Below are 20,105 nucleotides of genomic sequence, written 5' to 3' on the forward strand. Positions count from 1 at the left end.
TTGAATTGCATCGCGCTTAGCCGGGCGGCGTTGCGGCATCATCGATGCTCGTGGCTGCAAGGCGATTGTTGAGTGTGCTGAGTTCGGCAGACGCTTTGAGGAATTTATCGATGTCGTCGGCGCGGTGGCAATGTAGTGGAGACACACGCACCGCACCTGATAGTCCGAACGATTCCAACATTCGCCTGGAGTACAGACTCGTGGTGACTCGTTCATATACGATGACGCCGCGGCGTTCGTATTCTCTGACCGCGCTGGCGGGGTCGAGATGCCGGAAACCTATTGAGACAATGAGGTCGCGCTTGGTCAGGTCTTTATAGTCGAGGTGCACTATTGTATTTGGCAGATGACGGAGACCAGGGAATGTTTCGGTACCCTCCAGCATCCGCCATAATAGCGCTCGCTCATGCAACTCGATCCCGTTCATACCGGCTGCAAACTGCGCGCGCCGGTCACCGCGATTCCCCAGCTGGACTCCTAACCAACAAACGTAATTCACTATTTCCGTCAACACTGCAAACTGCCACGGTGCTGAGCTGCCAAGATCCCAATAGTCGGAGGGTTTACCAGCAAGCTGATCGTGCGAAAGATTTGCGGCTCGTTCAGATAACCAGCAGAAACCTGAGCCTCGCGCGCCGAAGAACTTGTATGGCGCTATATTGATGCCATCAACCGGAGCTCTCTGCAGATCGATGATCCCATGGGGTGCGTGTTGTACAGCGTCAACGACGATGAACAGGTCATGTTTGACTGCCCGTGACCGTCGCACGATCTCTTCAATGTCGAGCTTCGCACCGGAGATATTCGAGGCCTGAATGACGCAAAGTACACATGTGTCGCCGTCGATCAGCCTAACGATGTCTTCTACGTCGACCCCGCCCGTCACCGGATTGCTTGGGGCTACGCGCAACTCGCGCCCAAGCTTTGCGGCATACGTCGACATAGCATCGAACGAAGACGGATGTTCCAGGACTGTAGTGACCATGTTGCGACCGGGCACGTTTTCCGCGATCGCACGGATCATCGCGAACATGGCGGCCGTGGCGGTGAGTGACGCGTATACAGCGCCACCGGTTGTGTTAAGGATAACCCGGAGGTCATCGGCGCCGTGTTGCTGAATCTGCTTCAGCAAATCGGCTGTCTCATGGATTCGACCGGAAGAATCGGGCATCCGATCGGTGCGGACCAACACTTCAAGGGCAGCCTTCAGCCTGAGTGACCCGCCCGCATTCTCAAAATATAGCCTGGGTTTACCCTGTGCATCGTCGTCGACCAGCATGAAACGGTCTCTGATCTGATCCTGCAAGTCGGCCGGGAAAAATCGGCCCTGGACGTCGCTTTCCATTAGGTAATCACTCACGATGAACAAAGTGCGTAGACACGAGTTGTGGAGGCGCCCTCTCAGGGTCAACTGGACTTCGAGCGCCCGAGTGCTTTATGTTGCTGGGATTATCGGAGCGAAGTCAGGCATCACCAAACGACATTTTTGCCGAACACCCCATTCCTTTTTTTCCTGCTCATATGTCAATACGCAGCTCAGCCGTAAACATTACGTTCAAGCAACTCGAGGCTTTTCTCGTGAGTGCCAAAGCGCGAAGCTTCAGTGCAGCAGCATCGACATTGCACACAACCCAATCCGCCGTGTCCAAGAGGGTGGCCGAGATCGAACGAAGTATCGGAGCCACGCTACTGCACCGCAGCACGGGTGGGCTTGAACTCACGATAGCTGGACGCGAGCTACTGCCCTTGGCGGAAGAGTCACAGCGTCTGCTTGCCCGTATCGAACACGAGGTTGGTTCCGAGCGTGAACTGCGTGGGCTTTACAGAATTGGAGTCACGGAGCTTATCGCGCTGACGTGGCTGACCAGCTTCATCCAGGAGCTTCGCGCGCTATATCCGAGGCTTATGCTGGAGCCCGTTGTCGACGTAGGACTGAAGCTTTTCGATGACGTACAACTGAACCGATTAGACCTAGCAATCATGCCCGGTAAGGACTGGGGCGAGCAGTTCATATCGTTGAAGGTAGGACAAGTCGAGGACTACTGGGTTGCCAGTCCCTCATTGGATATTCCGGATCGCCCCCTTCTTCCGCATGAGTTTGCTGAGTATCCCATCCTTGAAGAGTCTCAAGGCGCCTCAAAAAATCTCTTCTACGCTCCGTGGCGCGCCGAGCATGGATTCCGCTTCAACCGGGTGTTCGCGACAAACAGCACGCCCGTACTGCGCGAGCTTACGATTGGGGGACTCGGCATTAGCCAGCTTGCTCTGGACTACGTGGCGGCAGACATAGCGGAAGGACGCCTTCGGATTGTGAGATGCGAGCCTATGCCGCCGCCTATGGTTTACAGCGCGGTATTCAAGGCTGATGGCGGATCCTGCTACGCTTTGACACGGGTCGCAGAGATTGCAGCAAAGATGTGCAACTTTAAGCGCCGCGTTGACGGTCAATAGGTTGGCTGGACGCTAAAAACGCCACCCATTCCGCAACAGAGGAAATTCCCTGTGAAAGGATCAGTCGGAAGTGCCGCTCGACGCTGCCGGCACTGCGTCAACGTCGAGCATGACGCAATACTTCCTGTCTAGCTACTGCCGCCGAAAACAGAACTGAACACACCGATGCATCGTTGACGCGATTGTCAGGGACCAACGCCATAAGATCTGTGCACCAGCGCTGCGGTACGCCAGTCCGCAATGGACGTCGCATACCCACACAACGCATGCATTGCCTCGGGGTTCTGAGTTGACCACCGTCAGAGACCATCAACGCCACGAATCGATTTCAACGATCTCATTCTCTCTGCATAACAACGAGATCAAACGTGTCGGGTAACTCAGTCGGCGGTTCGCGACTCGATAGTTGACACATTCTCAAACGTACGCCGGTGACACTTTCAATGCGCTTTCCCTGCCTACTGAATTTCAGCCGATTTCGGCAGAATCGTCGATGATGACGTCTATGTCAGTCTGGACGCAGGTCGAACGGAGCGATTGACTCTGATCGACCCGAAGCGGGCCTTCAGATTTCCCGAAAGCGGCCGTTCAACAGTCTGAGATGTCTCGGATCAAAATATCATGTTTACGCCAGAGTTTTCTGCAACCGACGCCACAGAACACACGCTGATCGCCAATCACTATGTCGAGACGGAAGATGCACTGAACCTAAGCGTTGCGTTCGTACGGGCGCGGATACTTTTTGGCCGACAACACGTGCCTCTGCCGACAAGGTTTGTGGCGCACTATGACGTGCGTGGACAAACGGTTGTGGACGATCTGGAGGGTCGGCTGGAAAAAGCGCTCGGAGACGTCGCCGAGGTTCGGGTGAAGCGGTCGTGAGCCTTCAACTTATAACTCGTGGGGCATCCCTGAGCGATGTCGAGCGCAGCCTTGCCCTGCTCGACGGTAAAGCCGAAGTATTTTCGATTGGGCGAGAGCATGTCGGGATTTCTATCCGACCCGATTGCTTGACACTGTGGGGGAGGCAAAGGTTCGAGAGGCGCTACGACACTTGACCGTCTATGACCTTTACTCGGGCGTTTGGAACGGATAGTAATGCGTAGTCGAGCAAATTGGAACATCGACGGGAAAATTGTCGACGATTCGGAGAGGGATATCGACCGTCGCTTCATGGCCGGACAGTGTCTGTTACCGTCCGGCGGGATCGCGGCTCAAACCTCGGTCTGTTCCGCCATTTCAAGCGCGTCGTCGACCTCGATTCCGAGGTATCGGACTGTGCTCTCAAGTTTGGTATGGCCAAGCAGCAGCTGGACGGCCCTGAGGTTTTTTGTCCGGCGATAAATCAGCGATGCTTTGGTCCAGCGCATTGTGCGTGCCGTACGCGGTGTCGTCGAGTCCAATTGACAGTATCCAACGATGTACGAGCCGCGCGTACTGACGCGTCGATAGGTGTGGCGACGCGTGAATCCGACCCGGAAACAGGAAGTCTGAAGGCAAGAGCCCCGCTGCCTTGATCCAAACTTCCACGCTTTCGCGGGTTTGCTCCGTGATCTCGAACTGCACCGGCCGCTGCGTCTTCTGCTGCATGACGGTCGCCCGCGGCGCCACGCGGGAGCCAAGGCAGACGTCGCGCACCCGCAGTTTCGTCAGATCGCATGCCCTTAGCTTGCTGTCGATCGCCAGATTGAACATCGCAAGATCACGCGTTCTCGCTCCGAGCTGCAGGCGGATCCGGATGGCCCAGATTTCCCTGAGTTTCAGCGGCGGCTTCTGCCCGGTCAACTTGTCCTTGTTCCACGGTACGCGAGGCACGCTGCTGGTAATAGTCGCTTCCATGACAATCTCCTTTCGAGGGAAGGGAGACTCAGTCTGCACCAACCGCAGGGGGCGATACCCGACCCGGAGCCGACGATCGGGCTCGAGCTACCGCAACGACCACTTCCAAGCCTAAACGGTCGTTCGGAAAACTTCGGCGGAGTGAGTGCTTGCCACGTTTACGAGGACGTTAATCGAAATCTTAGTTTTAACCTCCACAAGCCGACAGAGCGCCCAAGCGCAGCTAGATGCGCGTCTCGATGTGGAGTTCAATGCAAGAGGGTCGCCAAGTCGAGCGGCTTGCCGCCGTCGGCCGTTACTGCTGACATCCCCTGCGATCGCAAGTCCTCACGAATCTGGGCTGGCAAGTCCGTCAGGTCATGCAAGGGCGCGCGCTTCGATTCTCGTAAGGCCAACAACCAAGCAACGCGAGGCGCCGAGAAGCTGGTCCCGCAGACTTGTGGCGACAGCCAACCAGTAAAGCTGGTCGCGAACGCCGCGCTGGTGGGATCCACGACACTGGTCTGACAGGTAAAATGACCGGAACTGTCGACATTCATGACCGCCAGCATGTCGCCGGGATGGGCGCTACGTTCGGCGAATTGTACTTTCGTGGTGGTAACCGGTGGGGCGGAACCATCATTGCCTGCTGCGACCACGAAAAGTCCGCCATATTCTGACGGGACCAGCGGTTGCCAGTCGTCATATTTGAACTCCCATGACATCGACGTGAAAACGGGTTGATTAATCGCAGCCCCATAGCGTCGGGCGAAGTCCAGAACTGCCGAAATCGTTTCGACATCGCTATCGCCGCCGTCCGCGTCGACCTGAGTGCGCAGTTTGGCCAAAATCGATTGCGTAACTTGGTGATAATTCGCAACGAGGCTAGCTGGCACCCCCTGACCGATCTGTGCACCGAGGTGCAGTGTCAAGAGATGCAATTCGATCAATTGGCCGAGGACTTCGTCGACACAGAGCCCTCCGGCTAAGGTCGGCAGATAGATCAGAGTGATTGGTGAATTCGCGCCAGCGGCATCGATCAGCGGCTTGAGTGCCTCTTCGATCTGCGCGGCGTGGACGGTAACGGCGTGGCTAGGCCAAGCACCGGCAGGAGTCCCCATTCGGCATGCGGCGTCGAAGGGATTCATGGGGGGCAAATTGTATCGCGTTCGCAATGTCTGAACGGCCTTAAGGACATAGGCGCGGGCAGATTCTTCAGCGTTGCGGTCCGGCCAGGTGTCGTCGAAAACGATCATTATCGGTCGTTGCAGCGTGGGACCCGCCGCCGCGGAGTGGATGAGTTGGGTATCGGCGGCGCTCAATATGATTGGCGCGCCACCAGCCGCCCCCTGCAGGAACCGAAGGTGAAGCGGTGCTTCAGCGACAATTGCGGTGGGATCTACGGATAATGTCGCTTTGGCTTGAGCACTGGACATCCGCCGCACCATCACCACGGCTTTCGCGCCGAGGCGTTGGCTTTCGTTAAGCACACGGTCGGTATCGAGATTCAGCAACCCGCTCACTTGATTGGGCGACCGTAGGTCAAGGCTGAGCTTCGGAATCGCATTGAGCGAGTTTTGAGGATTTGGCTCGGATCGCGCAATCTTAGGTAGGTCCGGCACAATCAAGGTCTGCCCATTCGTCAACTCTGCCTTGTCGGAGAGGTTATTCCAGTTTCGAATGGCGCTGGCGATTTGAGCGTAGGCCTCGGGAGCATTGGAGCGCCCCACAGAGTAGAGTCGCGATATGATGTTCGACAGACCCTCGTTAGGCCTCACCGTCGTCTGCACTGGAACGGCTTTGGCAACGCTATCTTGACTAACCGCTGGATTGGCATAGTCCGTCTGGACCGTCTGCAAGACCAGCACCGTGTTGTCGACTACAGCTGATTGCGCCGACGCGCCTGCGCAGAGGCTCAAGCCAATCGCCCAAAATGTCAGCTTTGATCGGACGAGGCGGGGCAGCACAATTGTTACCTACTGACACACGCCGATCGGCGTCCCGCCAGCTGCGCGGACCGCCTGTTGCTCTGAAAGACAATCCGCCAAAGTCTTGTTCGCAGTATCGACGGCGGACGCATTCGTCGCCTCGGCGGTATTCTGTGCGGTTATCGAGGTGTTTCGATTAGTTTGGTTGGTTCCGATCGTCGTCCCGATCTGTCCTGCTGTTCCAAGGCCTGTCGCGAGAGTCGGCGTCGAGTGGTTGCCTTGGCTGGAGAGACTGCCATCCGCGTTAACCAGCAACGCCAAACTACTATTCTCAAAGACCTGATTCTTCAACGGCAGCACGAGACTGCGACCGAACTGGCCAAACGCTAAGGTGACGGGCGTCGTGAGGTCGCCTGTTACCTCTGTCAGAGTTGCTGGAGCGCTTGAGACGCAACTGCCGCGGCATGCGCGGAGTGTTCCGAGGGCTGGATCTCGAAGCACCAAGCTGGTCGTTTGTGTCTGTGGTGTCGCTGGCGGCTGAGGGCCCATGGTCCAGGTGTTCAATTCGACCTGAATGATCACGGGCGACGTGAGCGCCAGTGCCTTCGAGGATTTTGAATTGTCCGCCAGCCACTTTTTGCCGTCGTCGCTCAGCCAGTCTTGGATGTAAGTCCCATAGAGCGGGAGAGATTGCGAAATAATTGTCTTCGTCGCCGTGGCGATCTGTGAATCAGTAAAGCTGGGAGACCACACCACCGAAAACCGTCGGGTCAGGAAGGTTTCTGCTTGAAGACGAGCAATTTCTGACTGCAGAGAGGTGATTTCCGGATTAGCAACCGTGGATTTTTGCTTGGCGTCCGCGATCGCATCACTGTGGATCTTCTCCATGTCTTGATTGATGCGATCAAGCGCCGCCGTCACCGACGGCGAACAATAGGCCGGCGCCTTCGCGAGATGCGCAGTCGTGTTCTTTTCGACTGCGGCTAGCTTTTCGGCAGCTGCGGTTGGCACAGACACGACTCCGAGACCACCAACGATCTGCACCGCAGCAAGGCCGGCCGCGAGCACCGCCGACCCCACCTGGTCGTTGACGACGCCGTTCAAGCCGGTGATCGTCTTATTGCCCGCGCTTGTAATCGTGACGCTGGTCTCCTTCCAAAGCGACCTCAGCGTGTCGTATGGCACTTGGTACTGAGCGTCGGGATCGGCCTCATAAATCGGCGTGACGGTTACTGTCTCGGAGATATCCCAGCCCGGCTCGTAAGCGCCTTTTCCATCGATATTGAACGCTGTACAACTGTTCAGCGTGATGGATCCGGTGATCTGTAAAGTCGTTCGCGGGAGCGAATAGACAAAATCGCCAGTCGTCGGCTCAGAGCCGGCTGGCAAGGGATCCACGCGAAGCTCAGTGCAAGCCGTTAGCCACGGCACGAGAGCCATTGTCATCCAGAGGATTGGAAGAGACTTGGCCATCGAAGTGCCCCCATCGGTGTTCACTGAGCCCCCCGTTGCCTTCGCTTCGTACATTAGGGCGCCGGGTCTTATAAGTTAAAGCCATTGGAACATGGCGATCTTACCGTCGGACAAGCGCCCGATCACGTGTCTTCGTTTCGACATACGTACGGCAACGCACAGAGCGTGACGTTTGCCATCGGGAGCGCATGATTGTATATACCTTACGAAACTGCGCGCGAAGGCCAACACCATCAAATCGCTGGTCGTCCAAGTTCGCGAGGCTTGCGGCATGTGGCCCGTTGTGCGGAGAAGTTCCTGAAGCTCGACCGTCGGCGCCAGTTGCTGTGCTACATCTGCGCACGTGTCACTGCACCGATGCCCCGGCCCCTTGCAGCGATTGCAACGGGGTAACTGCCGTTTAGCTTTATATGTCAATTGCGACTGATATCTGATCTTGAAGTTTGCTCCAAGCTACTTTAAAACAATAGTGTGACCCTGTTTTTCGCGGAGAAGAACAATGGAACTAAGCTTGGATGTCACAGAAGCCGCTCGCCCTGTCGAAGCGGCGGCTGATCTCGCCGACTGGCTAAAGAAAGCTCGGTTGCCCGGTGTCGACGAAGTGCGTCAGGAGGAAATGCCTCCCAAACCCGGTGAGCAAGGGCCCTCCCTGGAATCAATCTTGACCGTAGTGCTGGGAGCACCAGCTGTTGTGGCATTCGTCCACTGCTTTTTCAGGTATCTGGAGGCACGGCGGCCAAAGATGAAGCTTACTTGGAAGAACGGCAGGAAGTCGCTAGTGATTGACTGCACCAACCCGCCTTCAATCGATGAACTCACAGCGGCGGCAAAGTCCTTGATCGACGAATGAGATGACTTATCCGGCCGACCTCTCCTTCAAAGCAGAGTCGAAGGTTGTTCTGATCGGAACCCCGGAGTGTCCGCAGGACGCCGAACGCCTGCCTCCATTACCGCACGTCCGCGCGAACATCGCCGAATTAAAGCGATTGCTGCTGGACCCGAACGTCGTCGGTCTTCCTGCGACCAGCATTGTCGAGATTGTCGATGAACCAGCGGCAAGTGATGTTCTCGGTAAGCTGCATAAGGCAGCGAAATTAGCAACCGACACACTTATCGTCTACTACTCGGGACACGGACTCTATGGAGATGCGCAATCCGCTTTATATTTGACGAGCAGGAACACCGAGAGCGACACTAAGTCCAGCGCCATAGATATAGAAGCAGTGAAGCGCATCATTCGTGAATCCAGCGCAGTGAAGCGAGTGATGATTCTGGACTGCTGCTATAGCGGACGGGCTTTCGATGGCGGCATGAGCGATCAAAGCGACGATCTGGTCAGCGCCGTTGATCTGATGGGAACGTATGGAATTGCGGCAGTGCCGGGTGATTACAAAGCTTGGGCGCCTCCCGGCGCAACGCTTACATTTTTCTCGCAAACTTTGATCAATGTCCTTTTGCGCGGCATCCAGAATGATAAGGATACTGTCACATTGGATGAAGTGTTTTCCGCCGTAAGAGATGAGATTCGTCGGGATGCGCGCACCAAACTTCCCCAACGGACCAATTGGATCGATGGCGGAAAATTCCGTATTGCGCGCAACAGGTATGCAGATCAAGACCGGTTATTGTCAACCTCGCGCGCCATTGAGGCGGCTATTGGCCTCGAGCGCAACGCAGAGAAGTCGCCTAGCTTAGCGATCGGGTCGCCCGTATCGAGACGGGACGATATAGTCCCAGACAAATCAGCCTCCTCAGCCACGTTGCAATCCGCTGATATCAATCAGGACGATAACAAACCAGCTGTTCCCGACACGAGCAAAGTCCCCTCATTTAACAGGGTTGGCTATTGGTTAGTTTTCCTTGTTGCTGTTGGCTTATTGGTCGCCGGGTTTTCTCATTTTTCGAATACTGGCAATCGGACATCAGGAGAAACGGTCCTAGATCAGGGCACATCCGCACCTTCAGGAGCGTCTGCGGCAGATTCAACACCAACCGCAAGTTCAGGCGCCTCCATCGTTTCGCAGGCCGCTCCCCCTGCTTCAGAGGGCCCCATTCAACAGCTTGAGACTTTCGCTCTGACGCACGACGCAGCCACTCGGGGCGACGCGAAAGCGCAGAACAAGCTGGGCGGTCTCTATTTCCATGGAACGGGTACTGCACAAAGCGATCGCGATGCCGTCACGTGGTACCGAAAGGCCGCCCAGCAGGGCAATCCGGATGCACAGATTAACTTGGGGTTCATGTACCAGGAAGGGCGGGGCGTTGACCAAAGTTCGACCGAGGCGATCAAGTGGTTACAGACGGCCGCCGATCAGGGCGATTCGACCGGTATGCTTAACTTGGGGGTCATGTACAAAAAGGGCCTGGGCGTCACAAAGAGCTATGACGAGGCGATCAAGTGGTTCCAGAAGGCTGCCGATCAGGGTGATCCACAGGGCCAAGTTGAACTAGGTTTGATGTACGAAAACGGTCTTGGCACCCTCAAGAACGGCGCAGAGGCGGTCAGGTGGTTCCAAAAGGCGGCAGAGCAGGGCTATCTAGTGGCGCAACTCAAGTTGGCTTGGATCTACGATTACGGCTTGGGCGTTCCCAAGAATGAAACCGAAGCGGCCAAGTGGTATCGCAAAGCCGCCGATCAGGGGGATGAGGGCGCTAAAGAGGCACTGCAGAAACTTGGTCACTAGGTCATTGGGCTTACGGACCTGCCCTCGCCGAACCGCCCGAAACTGAACGAAGCCGACACCTGAGTATCACCTCCACGACACCAACGAACGACTCTTCATGGCGGTAGACGGCCGCGTCCGGCGGAGGTAGCAGTTGCGTTTGGCTAAACGCAAACGTGACGCTCGGAGCTGAACGATGTAATGTGTCGCTGGCTGTTGCATACACATACCGAGCCATAACGAAATGGTAGCTGATGCTATTGCAACAGCGGGCCAACCAACGCGTGTCGGGCCCAATTTTCCCGTCAGCAGTTCAGGCCAGCTCCCATGTCTGCAGCTCGTGCAAGCCGGACCGCGTAAGGGGACAATAAGAATGCACAAAGATAATCGTAAGGAGCCGACGGCTCCGGTACTTGATGACCTCCTCCATGATGGCCGTTTGGCGCGGTTGCTCTGGAAGGACGGCCGCCACTGCGCGTTGCAACTGTGGATTTTGCAGATCAAGGCCGCACAATCGATTGAAAATCGCATCGTCTACGGCCGCCTGCTTCCCTACAGCCATTCCGACGGCCATTGGTACTCCAGCTACGACGATAACTTCTACACCTTCGAGCAAGCCCAAGCGCGGATTATCCGGCTCAACCTTTACATCAAAAGCGACCGCTGCGCGGACCTTCTACGGCTACTCAGCGCCGGCCGGACCGTCTCGGCAATCAGCGAAGAACTAGCGCTCGGGCTCTCTGACCAGTTGAAGGCGCGGTTCGGTGCGACTGCGCTTGCCGCAGACGGCGTGGTGTACCGCCCTGTGGCTTACCTGCTCAACCGCGACGCGCAAGACCGGCACTCACCTTCCAGCCCTCATGGCGGAGCAGGGGCTTTCAGCGCCTCGATCACCCAGACCGACAAAGAGGCATTTTTCCGCGTAGGTCAGGACTACGACGTCGCCCTAGCCGCGTTGGTGGTCAAGCACCTCAACGAAGATACAGGTCTGGACTTCGGTGGCGTCGACACCATCCGGTTCGGCGACCTCGAGCTACTGGTCTTTCCTGCGCTAGACGATTTAGAGCGCCCCTTGCTGACCACGAGTTGGACCGACGCCCCGCGCGCCCTGGTCGCCCGCTTCAATCCAATGCAATTGCCACATTTCAGTGGCTTCCAGTTCCGCTTAAGCATCGAGAATGGAGGTCAAGTCGTCTATTCAGCCATCACCACAGGAGAGTGCGATCGGGACGGCGTGTTCGAATGCAAGTTCGAGTTAAGCGACCAGTTACGCGCAAGGACCGACAGCACTGAACTGGAGATTTTCGGTTTTCGCGACAACAATTCCCGTGAAGGCATTCTGTGTTGCCGTTGGCGGGTTTGGTATGTTCGCGAGTTCCGCCTTCAGGGGCATGTGGTGGGCAGGGGCGTCAGCCCGGTCAAGTTTGACTGGCTGGAAAATACCGCAAGGCCGTCCGCATCCGCTCGGGTGAAGGCCGCTCTTACGATCAATCGCGGCAATATGGGATTCACCAACCTAATCGGCGAACGTGAAGCAGATCCTTGGGTCCCGGCCAACCGTGAACTCGCATCTCTTTTCGCGCGGCTCCATCCGACGAAGTCCCAAGGGCAGTTCTTTCTAAGCCGGAGCCAACTCGACGGCGAAGGACGACTGCAATTCGTAGAGTGGTTTAGGGCGCTGCTCGCCGAGTATCAGCAACACCAAGTGGCTGTCTTCGATCCTTATTTCGGTGACGCGGGCTTGGGTTTGATGATGCTTTGCGCGGCACCGCAGGCAGACTACATCGTCTTCACGTCCCTGCCCAAGCCGGTCAGGGAGGATAAACCCATGCGGCGCAAATCCGACAAGCTCCCACAGGAACGCATTAATAACCTGTTGGCGAACTGCGAGCACAACCGCCACCTGCTGAAACGCTTCAAGTTGCACATCTACGGCCTGAAGGAAGGTCGGCTACATGACCGTTACATCCTGATCATCGGACCAGACGGGCTACCGGTGGCGGGCTTTAACCTGTCCAATTCGTTTCAGAAGGCCGCAGAAAGCTTTCCGTTGCTCGTCACTCCAATCCCCGCAGATATCCTGCTCAAGGTCGCGCAATACAAGTCCGGGCTGGTACAAGAGGCGAAGGCCGCACCGTCCAATGGCGGGGCCGAGAATCCCTCCATGCGGCTTCTCTTCGACTCCAGTGCGTCGCCAGCGCCACGGCGACTCTACGAGACACTACGCTTCCTCGATAAGGCAAACGCAGGCGATGTGTTGAGCATATGGGCCGATGAGCCATCGCTCCAAGGCTTGAGCGGCGATCCGTTGAAGAAGAAAATGGCGGCGGCAGGCCTGCTCAAAGACGGCTCACTCGCCCTGCCCGAGACGGCGAGCCTGCGCAATTACCTCGTGCAGCAGGCGGGCGACTTTGCGGCCTTCACCGGGGCCTGGGAGGTGCTTGGCGAGATACTCGCAAATTCACGATCCGGAGACCGTCGGTTTAGAGAATTCGGATCACAGCATGATTTTCTGAGTTTCTTGGCACGCTTTCTCGATGCGTCATTCAACCGTACACACGACGAGAAGGACAAGGAATGGGTCGTGGTAGACGCCCGTATGTTTCAGGAACCGCTCGAAGCCCTGCTGCATACCTCTTATCAACCACAACTTTTGTTCCACGCGACAAAATACGCGGCTCTCACTTGGTCGGAGTACTTCGCCGTCAAGTTTCTTTGGTGGTATGTCCCAGACACCCTTCTGGCAATCGCGGAAGCCCAGATGACCAACTTGCCAGCGGAGCCACAGACCGCCGACGCGGTCCGGTTGTCTCTGTTGAGCCAGATTGTCAGCGACATTTCGCTCTCAGTGCAATTCGACATCAGTGACGCGCAACGGAACCGGCTCGTACACAGCGGCAGCGGTCTTCTACAATGGATGGGCTTGAACGCGATTGAACGGCAGTTGGAAAATCCGGGAGGCCTCGCTGCCGCACTGCGGTCGATGGACGCATTCGCATATACGGAGCGAATTCGCGCACTGGGCTGGATGATTAATCATGCGCAACGGAATCCAAAGAAAGCCGAGATATACACCGGCTTGGTAACAGCGCTTCACGAGGCACTGCCAGCGAAAATCCAGGCCGAAGACTTAAAGCACCTGGTCAACTCCACACGCGGTCATATGCGACAACTTGCCTGGTCTGAGCCATGGTTGTTCCGGGATGTAGTCTTTCCGTTGTTACAGAGCGACCGCGCCAGCATCGACGATGCCTGCGAAATCTGGATGCAGGAGCTGTCCCTCATGCTGGAACCGGAGTTAAAAAACCAGCCTAGGCTCTTTGACCGAGCCCGCGAGGGCCAGACGACCAATATCGCCGCTTTCCTCTTCGCGTATAGCAGCCCCGAGCGACAGCACGTCAGCCTGCAGTCTATGCAGGCGATCTTAAAGCGTCAGCGGAGGATCGTACAACAACCCCTTGCCAGCACCTCGAACTGGGCCCAGTGGGATGGCGCGCTAGTGGTCTCGATGTGGATTCTCACCTTTGCCGCTTGGGGGCAGTACTACCTACGCCAGCGCGGCACGACCGATCGCGAGCTCGAGGAACTGTCGTGGGACGCACGCGAGCTCGCGATAGTCAGGCCGATCAGCGAATGGCGATCGACGCTTGCCGGCAAGCAGGGCGAACTCGCCGCGTTCCTCGACCAAGTGGCGGAGCTCCTAGCCTCAAGCGACAAGTCAAAAAGCAAACTTGAATAGTCGGTTTAGCGGTGGCCCATACCATCGATGCTGTTGCACTTGGCTGATCTGTGCCAGCCTCCAGATTGGCTCTATGTGATCAATAATTCTTGGGACGTTCCGATACGGCGATGATTACCGAACAAGATATTGCTGCCTTCATCAACTGCGTTGATGAGGCCAAAAAGATTGACCCTTTGCAACCGAATGGTGAATCTCAGCAGGAGATTTGGACCCGTGTACACGAGACGATTTGCATTCCGGAAGGTCGTCCTGCGGGGGATATGAGAGCGCTTGGGCGAACCCTGTTTCGCCGAGCGCAACTTGAGCCCCAGCTTGGCATTTATGCTGCTCCGTCGCGCCACTTTATGCACGGTACTTCGAACGGTGAGAAGCTTCGGGATTTTTCAGAGGTGGATAAATGGTGTGAAGCAATCCGGTACCTCGACCTTCTCCAGAAATTATCCGGCCATAGGTTTGATCCTTCCAGCACTCTCGGGATGGAGCGCGACTTGGCAGTCACTGATGCTGTCGCGAGACTGAAAGGCGAAGGGTATCGGTTCTTCGCGAAGGATGAGAGGATCAACTTCGAAGAGGGGGAGCTGGAGCGTTGCGCATCTGACATTTTTGACGCGTTTCGTGAGGTTGATGGCTTTCGGATCTCGTACTTGGTGCTTAAACATCTTCAGGCCAACAAACGTTTCAAAGGCGGGCGCTACCTGACGGGAAGAATTTCCAGGTCAACAACCGAGAGGAATCCACAGCCCGCACCTCCGTTGGGATATTTGCTGAACCTCGCCGCGGCGAACCTGTCCGCCGAACGCGTCACGGGTTTTTCCGAGGAATCCGTTCGAAAAATATTGCAGAGGGCGACGGATATAGTCGCTGTGCTTGATGTCGAGACGTATACGACATATGCCCACATGGCTACCTCTCATGACCGATTGCCTATCTACCTTCAGGAACTGCTGATAGCCGATCACGTATTGGCATTTCGCCAGATTCATCCCGCCGATGCTACCGAAATGATGATCGGTCTATTCGACTGGGTCGACAACGAGGATATGCGCTCGAAGATCGGGTGGGCCATCGACGATTTGCAGGCGTTGATGCAATGGCTATTTGACTATGTTCCAGCTGAGACGATAAATGCAACTCTTAGTCGCGAGACGTTTGCGAAGGCCGGAATTCACGAGGATCGGTTGGGACGACTGCTGGCAGACGTTTCGCATGATCCGTCGACAGTGAATAAAGCTTATCGCACTCCACTTGACGCCACGAAGGCCGACGTAGGCATGAAGCCGTTGTTCGCGACTAACGACGGGCGGTATTTCCTGTTTTCGCCATCGCTGAGTTCAGTGGGCTTCTATGAGATTGCTGCAGCGAAGTTGCGAAGCGTATTTGGATCGCATGTAGATCAGGATATCGGGAACGCGATTGAACCAATGGTCGCAGGTATGTTTCGAACCCGAGGGATCGAGCCAGCAATCGTGTCGTGTAAATACGATATGCGGGGAACGGCGGGCGAGTGCGATATCGTGGTTGAAACAGATCAGGCGGTGATTCTCATTGAGCTGAAGAAGAAGTCGATGACGCGGGCAGCGCTGGCAGGGGATTCGTATAGCGGATTTGTCGATCTCTTTGGCGGAGTGCTCAGCGCCCAGGAACAACTTGGGCAACACGAAGTATTGCTGCGAGAGTTTGGACATATCAAATTCGTCGATGGTCGACAGATTGACCTTCATGGTCGTCGAGTTGAGCGGTTGGCCGTAACGCTTCTAGACTGGGGCGGTACGCAGGATGGCATGGTGCTTAGAGCTATCATGCCGACGTTGATAGGCGCATCACTTAACTATTCGGCGGCTACCGCTAAGCAATCGGATCAGCTCGCGAAATTAAACAGCACATTGGGTGCTCTTGGTACGCAGCACACTAAACTTCTGTCTCTTGGATACGAGCCACGAGACATGCTAACGAACTGGTGGTTCATGAGTGTCCCGCAGCTTATGGCGCTATTGAGGGGTGTAAATGATGCGAACGGGTTCTATGGCGCCTTAAGACGCGTCGGTTCCATCACAACCGGCTCTCTGGATTTCTATCAGGAGCTCGAGTGGCGGGTTGCACTGGAGCATAATGTACAGACCTCTGATGACTCAGGATCATCACCAGTGTCGAGATGACACTCGGTGTTGCATACGGATGCACGGCCTTCGCAGCGTTGCCATTGTCAATTAGCCATCCGGTTATAGTTTGCCGGATGGCGTACCGATGACGAGTCGACTTCTTCCCATCCCGCTCCCGCCTAGCGCTAAGTCCATATCGATTGGGAGTGGTCGCGTGGCGTGAAGATTCCTATAGAACTGAAATGTCCACCCGATCTCGTTAGTCGACTTGAATGCTTCAAAAATTAGAACGCCTGATATGTGCTTCCAGCGCTGAAAGTTTGCATCAAGTCCCTGTCGGTAAACCTCGAATGCGTCGGGAAGGTCTGTCACGTTGACTACCATTAGGTATGGGCGCGTAAGGGTCCCCTGGAACCTTCGTGCCTTTTTCTTTGCCGAATTCAGATAGCCTGTGAACGGCGCCGCGTAGCACACCTTCACGCGCGGCGGCGCTTCGGTACTGTCAGGGCCGGCTAACGTCAACGAAATTGTAAAAAGCGACACCATATCTGACGGCCACCATGACGGCTGAATCTCGACCTCGCCTGCTTTAAGGACTTCGTGAACTGGCCGCGTTGTTGCTTTGGCCGCTAGCAGCCAAGCATTCGGTTCTTCAATTGTTTGATCGATTGTGATCTCCCTCGAGGCGTCGAGCAGACGTGCCTCCGTAGCGGTGTCGAGCAGCTTCGAAACGTGAACGACAAGATCGAATTTTCCTATTGTCGAATTAATGCTTTGCGCGATCCTCTGCGCTTGAATCCGCAGCGATGTATGGACGTCTTTTGCCTCGGACTTTGTGACTTCCACCTCAATGTTCGTTTCGCTCCAAATCAGGTCAAAGTCTTGCGTTTTCTCGTGTGTTCGGTCGACAGGTGTTAAGCTCGCAGCGCCGCGACTCAACAACAACGCAGCCGCTTCCAGTTCAACAAAATCGTCCGAATTGAAGTCCGATTGCTTGGAGAAGGGTTTCGAAAATCGGGCCAAAAACGGATGCGTATATTGCTGCTCGCCTAGTATCGCAAGAGGTAGACCCCAACTGACCGCAGACGCAGCATCTATGGTGCTCGTACCGGATATGTCGACCGAATTTACCGTGAGAAATATCTCCAATGCGTCGAGACAACGACGTGCTGCCTGATCACTCTCTAAATAAGGAGGAACGGAAAGCTTATCGCGGAGCGTCATACTGGCAACCTTGGATATCGACTGGTCGGATCATTCGATGAACATAGCACGCGCACAGGTCTTCGTGTGGCAACGGTGCTTTCGCGTGGCCGTTTCTTCTGTTTAAACCCCTAGTAGTTGTCGCTGCATCGAGCATGACCATTCTAGGTGCGATTTTGTCAAAGTTATTCGCTTTGCACACATAATTCAGCTATTGATAAAATACATTATCAATATAATCGCCGCGCGCTTTTAATTCGCCAACTTTGGCGTATTCACCCAAAGACTGATTTCATTATATCCCGGTTAATCGCGTGCGGCGCAACCTGCCGGGAGAATCCGTGTCAACCAGAATCATTTCCACCCGCGACAATGCCTCTCGCGCACTCACCGCCGCCGAATTCCTCAATTTATCGAATGTTCCTCCAGAGATCGAATGGTCCGCCAACATCGACGCGCCACAGACCCGCCGTGCTTATCGGATCGACCTACGCGATTTCATGGGTTTCGTGGGGATCGTACAGCCGGAGGAGTTTCGCACCGTCACGCGTGCGCACGTCCTCGCCTGGCGCAAACACCTCGAAGCTCGCCAGTTGTCCGGCGCGACAATCAGGAGAAAGCTGGCGGCATTATCGTCGCTCTTCGATTACCTGTGCGAACGCAATGCCGTTTTGCTGAATCCCGTCGCTAGCGTCAAGCGGCCCAAGGGTAACAGCAACGAGGGCAAGACACCTGCCATGGGAGATCACCAGGCCCGCGCCCTGCTCCATGCGCCTGACGCCGATACGCTGAAGGGCAAGCGCGACCGCGCCATGCTCGCCGTGCTGCTGTACCACGGTCTGCGCCGCGAAGAGCTATGTTTGCTCAAGGTCCGCGACATCCACCAGCGGCGCGGCGTGCTGCACCTGAGGGTGCATGGGAAGGGAAGCAAGATTCGCCACTTGCCGCTGCATCCAGCGAGTGCAGAACGGCTACACGCCTTCTTGAGATGGCGGGACATGGAAAGGAGGCGGACGCACCGCTGTTTCAGCCGCTGCGTGGAAGGGGCGCCGGAAGCGGCAAGGCGATCACCGGAGATGGGGTCTACAAGTGCGTGCGGGACTACGCGCGGCGTGCGGGGATCGCTGTTGACGGTCTCAGCGTACACGGCCTGCGCGCCACGGCGGCGACAAACGCACTGGAGCACCAGGCCGAGATCACCAAAGTCCAGTTTTGGTTAGGCCACGCGAATATCTCAACGACCCGTCTTTATGATCGCCGCCAGCAGCGCCCCGAAGAATCTCCAACCTATAAAGTGGAGTACTAATCAATACACCACAATAGACGACTGGCCGAACCAGAATGGATCACCGCGCGTCATTGCTATCGATCGTTGCATGTCGGCCCGCAACGGTCTTCCATCAATTCGGATCCACCGGCTGCTTGAACTTGCTGAGCGGACGCTCGTCGCCGGGCAATAGGCGTCAAGCACGGTATTGGATCAAGCAAGGCGTGAGCGTCGCGTTGGCCGCCGAGATAATTCTTGCGAGGCTTTCCTCGCTATCCGAATAGCATTGTCGAAGCTGTTGTCGGTGGCAACGTGTCGGTTATCGACGCTCACCAGCCAATTGTCACCACTGCAACACCAGCGAATTCGCCTCTCTTCAAGGAGCAGAGCGAACCATCGCCAAATGGAAGCATCTTCGGCGTTAGCGACCAAGGCCGCCACCGCCCTAATGTGCCTCATATCGTTCAGATTACTCACCTGTCACCTCATCGACCTTGATCATCCTCGCAGCACAATCAAGACAGCATGGCCTCGAACTCCGGCACTGCCGTGAACAGATCGCCCACCAGACCGTAGTCGGCGACGCTGAAAATCGGCGCTTCCGGGTCCTTGTTGATCGCCACGATGACCTTCGAGTCCTTCATGCCGGCCAGATGCTGGATCGCACCCGAGATGCCCACGGCGACGTACAGTTGCGGCGCGACGATCTTGCCCGTCTGGCCCACCTGATAGTCGTTCGGCACAAAGCCGGCGTCCACTGCGGCACGCGAGGCACCTAGTGCCGCGTTCAGCTTGTCCGCCAGCGGCTCGAGCACCTTCGTATAGTTCTCGCCACTGCCCAGACCCCGGCCACCGGAAACGATGATCGACGCCGACGTCAGCTCTGGACGGTCCAGCTTCGTGACTTCACGGCTCACGAACTGCGACAGGCCGCTGTCGGCTGCGGCTTCGATCTTCTCGACCGTTGCGCTGCCGCCTTCTGCTGCTACCGGGTCGAAGCCGGTGGAACGCACCGTGATGACCTTGACCGGATCGCTCGACTGCACCGTTGCGATTGCATTACCTGCGTAGATGGGACGCTCGAACGTGTCGGCGGAATCCACGGCGGTGATATCGCTGATCTGTGCGACGTCGAGCTTCGCTGCGATACGCGGGGCGATGTTCTTGCCGTACGCGGTAGCGGGCGCGAGGATATGCGAGTAGTCCTTCGCAATGTTGAGCACCGTCGCTTCGACGTTTTCCGCGAGGCCCGCTTCGAGTTGCGGCGCATCGGCCAGCAACACCTTGGCGACACCTGCGACCTTCGCTGCAGCGTCCGCCGCGCCTTGCGCGTTGTGACCTGCGATCAGCACGTGTACGTCGCCGCCAATCTTGGCTGCCGCTGCCACCGTGTTCAGCGTCGCAGCCTTCAGCGACGCGTTGTCGTGTTCCCCAATTACCAGAATCGTCATTTCGTCCGTC

General features: G+C 56.4%; 12 protein-coding genes and 2 pseudogenes. 8 read left to right on the forward strand and 6 right to left on the reverse strand.

Annotation, left to right across the window (positions count from 1 at the left end; translation table 11 throughout):
• Nucleotides 1-16: 16 nt before the first annotated feature.
• The gene (locus BUS06_RS23435; RefSeq protein WP_074269252.1) at nt 17-1,345 is read right to left on the reverse strand and encodes an aminotransferase class V-fold PLP-dependent enzyme; all 1,329 of its coding nucleotides are present in this window, start codon (nt 1,343-1,345) and stop codon (nt 17-19) included.
• A gap of 92 nt (nt 1,346-1,437) precedes the next feature.
• On the opposite strand from BUS06_RS23435, the gene BUS06_RS23440 reads away from it, so the two are divergent.
• Both BUS06_RS23440 and BUS06_RS23445 read left to right on the forward strand, forming a co-directional pair.
• Nucleotides 1,438-2,451 carry a LysR family transcriptional regulator gene (locus tag BUS06_RS23440; RefSeq protein ID WP_254368944.1) on the forward strand — a complete coding sequence of 338 codons (1,014 nt, stop codon included), beginning with the start codon at nt 1,438-1,440 and terminating at the stop codon, nt 2,449-2,451.
• Between the two features lie 621 nt (nt 2,452-3,072).
• Nucleotides 3,073-3,333, forward strand: a complete 261-nt coding sequence (locus BUS06_RS23445) for a hypothetical protein (protein ID WP_074266813.1) — start codon at nt 3,073-3,075, stop codon at nt 3,331-3,333.
• Nucleotides 3,334-3,665: 332 nt separating this feature from the next.
• Here BUS06_RS23445 and BUS06_RS23450 read toward each other — a convergent pair.
• The 3 genes and pseudogenes from BUS06_RS23450 to BUS06_RS23460 form a co-directional block, all read right to left on the reverse strand.
• Nucleotides 3,666-4,290: pseudogene (locus BUS06_RS23450) on the reverse strand (tyrosine-type recombinase/integrase).
• Between the two features lie 248 nt (nt 4,291-4,538).
• On the reverse strand, nt 4,539-6,236 hold the full coding sequence (locus BUS06_RS23455) for a S8/S53 family peptidase (RefSeq protein WP_143787638.1): 1,698 nt from the start codon (nt 6,234-6,236) through the stop codon (nt 4,539-4,541).
• Between the two features lie 9 nt (nt 6,237-6,245).
• Entirely contained in the window at nt 6,246-7,670 is a 1,425-nt protein-coding gene (locus tag BUS06_RS23460) for a hypothetical protein (protein WP_143787639.1), read from the reverse strand.
• A 499-nt stretch (nt 7,671-8,169) separates the two neighbouring features.
• On the opposite strand from BUS06_RS23460, the gene BUS06_RS23465 reads away from it, so the two are divergent.
• From BUS06_RS23465 to BUS06_RS23480, 4 genes are all read left to right on the forward strand, one after another.
• Nucleotides 8,170-8,520, forward strand: a complete 351-nt coding sequence (locus BUS06_RS23465) for an effector-associated constant component EACC1 (protein WP_074266816.1) — start codon at nt 8,170-8,172, stop codon at nt 8,518-8,520.
• 1 nt (nt 8,521) lies between these two features.
• The gene (locus BUS06_RS23470; RefSeq protein ID WP_074266817.1) at nt 8,522-10,354 is read left to right on the forward strand and encodes a caspase, EACC1-associated type; all 1,833 of its coding nucleotides are present in this window, start codon (nt 8,522-8,524) and stop codon (nt 10,352-10,354) included.
• Nucleotides 10,355-10,706: 352 nt separating this feature from the next.
• Nucleotides 10,707-14,072 (forward strand): VPA1262 family protein, encoded by a 3,366-nt coding sequence (locus BUS06_RS23475; RefSeq protein WP_074266818.1) that lies wholly within the window; start codon nt 10,707-10,709, stop codon nt 14,070-14,072.
• Nucleotides 14,073-14,182: 110 nt separating this feature from the next.
• On the forward strand, nt 14,183-16,231 hold the full coding sequence (locus BUS06_RS23480) for a hypothetical protein (RefSeq protein ID WP_074266819.1): 2,049 nt from the start codon (nt 14,183-14,185) through the stop codon (nt 16,229-16,231).
• A gap of 63 nt (nt 16,232-16,294) precedes the next feature.
• Here the strand turns inward: BUS06_RS23480 and BUS06_RS23485 are convergent, their stop codons facing one another.
• Complete coding sequence (locus tag BUS06_RS23485; protein WP_074266820.1) at nt 16,295-17,398, reverse strand: hypothetical protein; 1,104 nt, start codon at nt 17,396-17,398, stop codon at nt 16,295-16,297.
• Between the two features lie 479 nt (nt 17,399-17,877).
• Between BUS06_RS23485 and BUS06_RS38305 the strand changes: the two are divergent.
• Together BUS06_RS38305 and BUS06_RS38310 are read left to right on the forward strand one after the other, a co-directional pair.
• Nucleotides 17,878-18,345, forward strand: a pseudogene (locus BUS06_RS38305) (tyrosine-type recombinase/integrase); the annotation flags it as partial.
• A 20-nt stretch (nt 18,346-18,365) separates the two neighbouring features.
• The gene (locus BUS06_RS38310; protein WP_254368945.1) at nt 18,366-18,683 is read left to right on the forward strand and encodes a tyrosine-type recombinase/integrase; all 318 of its coding nucleotides are present in this window, start codon (nt 18,366-18,368) and stop codon (nt 18,681-18,683) included.
• Nucleotides 18,684-19,159: 476 nt separating this feature from the next.
• On the opposite strand, the gene BUS06_RS23500 is transcribed toward BUS06_RS38310, so the two are convergent.
• Nucleotides 19,160-20,095 (reverse strand): electron transfer flavoprotein subunit alpha/FixB family protein, encoded by a 936-nt coding sequence (locus BUS06_RS23500; RefSeq protein ID WP_074266822.1) that lies wholly within the window; start codon nt 20,093-20,095, stop codon nt 19,160-19,162.
• Between the last annotated feature and the right edge of the window lie 10 nt (nt 20,096-20,105).

The sequence above is a fragment of the Paraburkholderia phenazinium genome, assembly GCF_900141745.1.
Taxonomy (GTDB): Bacteria; Pseudomonadota; Gammaproteobacteria; order Burkholderiales; family Burkholderiaceae; genus Paraburkholderia; species Paraburkholderia phenazinium_B.

Excerpts from the sequence above, each read along its gene's own strand:
- BUS06_RS23435 (WP_074269252.1), bottom strand. The coding sequence starts at position 1,345 with ATGGAAAGCGACGTCCAGGGCCGATTTTTCCCGGCCGACTTGCAGGAT.
- BUS06_RS23440 (WP_254368944.1), top strand. The coding sequence starts at position 1,438 with ATGTTGCTGGGATTATCGGAGCGAAGTCAGGCATCACCAAACGACATT.
- BUS06_RS23445 (WP_074266813.1), top strand. The coding sequence starts at position 3,073 with ATGTTTACGCCAGAGTTTTCTGCAACCGACGCCACAGAACACACGCTG.
- BUS06_RS23460 (WP_143787639.1), bottom strand. The coding sequence starts at position 7,670 with ATGGCCAAGTCTCTTCCAATCCTCTGGATGACAATGGCTCTCGTGCCG.
- BUS06_RS23465 (WP_074266816.1), top strand. The coding sequence starts at position 8,170 with ATGGAACTAAGCTTGGATGTCACAGAAGCCGCTCGCCCTGTCGAAGCG.
- BUS06_RS23470 (WP_074266817.1), top strand. The coding sequence starts at position 8,522 with ATGACTTATCCGGCCGACCTCTCCTTCAAAGCAGAGTCGAAGGTTGTT.
- BUS06_RS23475 (WP_074266818.1), top strand. The coding sequence starts at position 10,707 with ATGCACAAAGATAATCGTAAGGAGCCGACGGCTCCGGTACTTGATGAC.
- BUS06_RS23480 (WP_074266819.1), top strand. The coding sequence starts at position 14,183 with ATGATTACCGAACAAGATATTGCTGCCTTCATCAACTGCGTTGATGAG.
- BUS06_RS23485 (WP_074266820.1), bottom strand. The coding sequence starts at position 17,398 with ATGACGCTCCGCGATAAGCTTTCCGTTCCTCCTTATTTAGAGAGTGAT.
- BUS06_RS38310 (WP_254368945.1), top strand. The coding sequence starts at position 18,366 with ATGGCGGGACATGGAAAGGAGGCGGACGCACCGCTGTTTCAGCCGCTG.
- BUS06_RS23500 (WP_074266822.1), bottom strand. The coding sequence starts at position 20,095 with ATGACGATTCTGGTAATTGGGGAACACGACAACGCGTCGCTGAAGGCT.